Source organism: Mesorhizobium sp. M7A.F.Ca.CA.001.08.2.1 (assembly GCF_003998455.1).
Classification (GTDB): Bacteria; Pseudomonadota; Alphaproteobacteria; order Rhizobiales; family Rhizobiaceae; genus Mesorhizobium; species Mesorhizobium ciceri.
Genome location: NZ_RZPW01000702.1, coordinates 1 through 3,273, shown reverse-complemented (window position 1 = coordinate 3,273; position 3,273 = coordinate 1). Strand labels below are relative to the sequence as shown.

Here is a 3,273-nt window from a genome sequence, read left to right as displayed (position 1 = left end):
GTCTCGTCCATGTCGGCAGTGCCGTGGTCGACTATGTCTACCGCATCGACGCCCTGCCGGCGCCCGGCATGGAAAAGACGGCATCGAGCTTTGCCCAGGTCGCCGGCGGCGGCTTCAACATGATGGTCGCGGCCAGCCGCACCGGCATGCAGGTGGTGTTCGGCGGCCAACTCGGCAGCGGGCCCAATGGCGATTTCCTGCGCGCTGCTTTCATAGCCGAGGGTATCGAGACACTGACGCCGCCATCGCCCGTGATGGACAGCGGCAACTGCGTCGCCATGATTTCGAGCGACGCCGAACGCACCTTCGTGTCGTGGCCTGGTGCGGAGAGCGTTCTCAGCCTCGACATGATGGCGCCGGTCGCGGTGGCACCGGGTGACTGGGTGTTCACCTCCGGCTACACGCTGAGCTACCCCAAGAGCCGCGATGCGCTCACTGATTGGATCGAGGCGCTGCCGACAGGTATTCCCTTCGTCTTCGACCCGACGCCGGTCATCACGGACATTCCGCGTCCCATCCTGTCGCGGGTGCTTGCCCGCACCACATGGCTGAGCTGCAACACGACGGAAGCCGCCGAGATTGCCGGCCCAGGCGATGTCGAGGGCCTCGCGGTACGGCTGCTGGGCGACCACTGCCCGAAGGCAGCGGGCGTGGTCATCCGCTCCGGGGCAAAGGGTTGCCATATCAGGTTGGCCGACGGCACGGCGCAGACCGTTGCCGGCTTCAAGGTCACCGCCATCGACACCAATGGCGCTGGCGACACCCATATCGGTGCTTTCGTCAGCGCGCTGGCGCGCGGCATCCCGCCCTTCGAGGCAGCGCGCTATGCCAATGCGGCAGCGGCCATATCGGTCACCCGCCATGGCGGCTCGTCGGCGCCGACCGACCACCAAATCCAGACATTCCTGAGCCATGCCGCCGATCCGTCGGGAGCAGGCCGGACACAGAAGGCCAATGCATAACAGCTGGAAAGCCTGACAAGCCCGGGAATCGGGCAAACCCACAGAGAGGAACCAACCATGCGCATGCCTGACTTGACTGCTCTGCTGACGGCGACTGCCGTCTTTACCTCCGCACTCGCATTCGCCGCCAAGGCTGACGAAGTGCATGTGCTCAACTGGAAGGGATACGGCGCCGACGAACCATGGGCGGTGGAGGCTTTCGAAAAAGCGACCGGCAACAAGGTCGTCAACGACTTCTTCAATTCCGAACAGGAAATGCTGACCAAGATCCGGACCAATCCCGGTCTCTACGACGTGGTCATGATCAATGCCGCCTTCAACGACCAGGCGATGGACGGCAAACTGATCCAGCCGATCGACGTCTCCAAATTGCCGAACTACGCCGACATCAGCAAGGACAAGGCGGGATCGCCGATGCTCGTCCATGACGGCAAGGTCTATGGCGTGCCGTGGGTGTGGGGCCTCACCGCGCTCGCGATCAACGACAAATCCTTCGACAAGCCGCCGACGAGTATCGCCGAGATGTGGGATGCCGCCCACAAGGGCCGCGTCGTCATTCGCGACGATGCCGTCGAAGCGGTGCAGTTCGGCGCCATCGCAACGGGCCAGAACATCAACGACATCAAGGATATGGATGCGGTCAAGGCGAAGCTCACCTCGCTGATGCCGCAGATCAAGACCTTCTGGAGTTCGGAGAACGACTGGAACCAGATGGTCGCCTCCAACCAGATCGACATCGGCACCTACTGGAGCGGCTCGGCCGATCGCGCCAAGACGCATTTCAAATTGCCGGTCTCTCTGGTCGTGCCGCAGGAGGGTGCCGTCGCCTGGCTCGACGCGTTTTCCATTCCGGTCGGCGCCAAGAACGTCGCCGGCGCCGAGGCTTTCATCAACTACATGATCGACCCGAAATTCTACGTCGAATGGGTCACCAAGGTCGGTGCTCCTGTCTCCGCCAACACCAAGGCGGTGGAAGCGCTGCCCGAGGATGCCTTCAACCGCAAGGTCATGGGCGACCCCGAGGTGGCCAAACGCATCCAGTTCCAGGCGCCGATCACCGATGCCCAGCGCGAAGCCTATCTGGCGCTGTGGCAGCAGTTGAAGGTCGACGTGAAATAGAGCCAACATCCCGGCCAGCCGGCGGTTCGCGCCGGCTGGCGTTTCAATCCTGGGGGAGGGTATCATGGCAGCTGCGACAGCGTCGCGAAGCGGGCTGAGATCGGCATTGCCGCTGCTGGCACCAGCCTATCTCTGGCTGACGGTGGCGATCTTCCTGCCGCTCTCGGCCATGGTCTTTTTCTCGTTCATGACCGAGCTGCCGCTGTCGGGAAAGCCGTGGACATTCACCCTTGGCAACTATGCCACCTTCTTCTCGCAAAGCCTCTATCTGACACTGCTGCTGGCCTCGCTGCGGCTTGGCCTCGAAGTGACGCTGTGGTGCGTCGTCATCGGCTATCCCGCCGCTTACGTGCTCGCCAAAGTGCTGAAGGGGCGCAGCCGCGAGGCGATCTTCCTGCTCGTCATCTTGCCGTTCTGGTCGAACGGGCTGGTGCGCATCTTTTCCTGGGCGATGGTTTTGCGCGAGGGCGGCATTCTCGACACCGCGCTCAACGCCGTGCTGCCGTTCAAGATCAACATCGACCTGATGTATTCCTATCCAGCCGTCATCATCGGGCTGGTGCATTCCTACGTGCCTTACATGGTGCTGACCTGCTATCTCACGCTGCAGGCGATCGATGACTCCCTGATTGAGGCCGGGCGTTCGCTTGGCGCTTCACGGCTACAGGTGCTGAAGCGGGTGATCATCCCGCTGTCGATGCCCGGATTGGTCGCGGGTGCGGCCCTGATCTTCGTCCCCGTCGTCGGCTCGTTCATGGAGCCGCGCATCCTCGGCGGTCGCACCGGCACCTTCTACGGCACGGTCATCGAGGACCAGTTCGTCGCCGTGTTCAACTGGCCGCTCGGTGCCGCGCTTTCCTTCATCCTGCTGGCCGTGGTGCTGGTCATCCTGGCGGTGGCGTCGCCGGTGCTGCGGAGGGCCGCGTGATGGCGACGACCCGCGTCCTCGAATGGCTTGGCCGCTTCTACATCGGCCTGCTGCTCGCCTTCCTCTATCTGCCGATCATCATCATGGCGCTGATGTCGTTCAACGTCTCGCCCTTCTACCAATTGCCGTTCGAATGGACGACCGAATGGTACGCTTCGCTGTGGCAGAACGACCAGCTGATCGCCGCCACCTGGAACAGCGTCGAGATCGCCGTCATCACCACCGTCATCTGTGTCGTGCTCGGCTAGGAAGCATAGCTGAAGC

At 62.8% G+C, this 3,273-nt stretch carries 4 protein-coding genes; all 4 read left to right on the top strand.

The genetic code is table 11. The features are described from left to right. Positions 1-962 (top strand): PfkB family carbohydrate kinase (locus EN914_RS29375; protein WP_127389447.1); only part of this gene is annotated, 962 nt, incomplete at its 5' end. Between the two features lie 57 nt (positions 963-1,019). Further along, positions 1,020-2,081, top strand: coding sequence for an ABC transporter substrate-binding protein (locus EN914_RS29370; protein WP_013530805.1), 1,062 nt, complete (start codon positions 1,020-1,022; stop codon positions 2,079-2,081). A 64-nt stretch (positions 2,082-2,145) separates the two neighbouring features. Next, on the top strand, positions 2,146-3,009 hold the full coding sequence (locus tag EN914_RS29365) for an ABC transporter permease (RefSeq protein ID WP_013530806.1): 864 nt from the start codon (positions 2,146-2,148) through the stop codon (positions 3,007-3,009). Then, a complete protein-coding gene (locus EN914_RS29360; protein ID WP_245497866.1) occupies positions 3,009-3,257 on the top strand; it encodes an ABC transporter permease in 249 nt (82 codons plus the stop codon). Before EN914_RS29365 ends, EN914_RS29360 begins: the two co-directional genes overlap by 1 nt. Positions 3,258-3,273 lie beyond the last annotated feature (16 nt).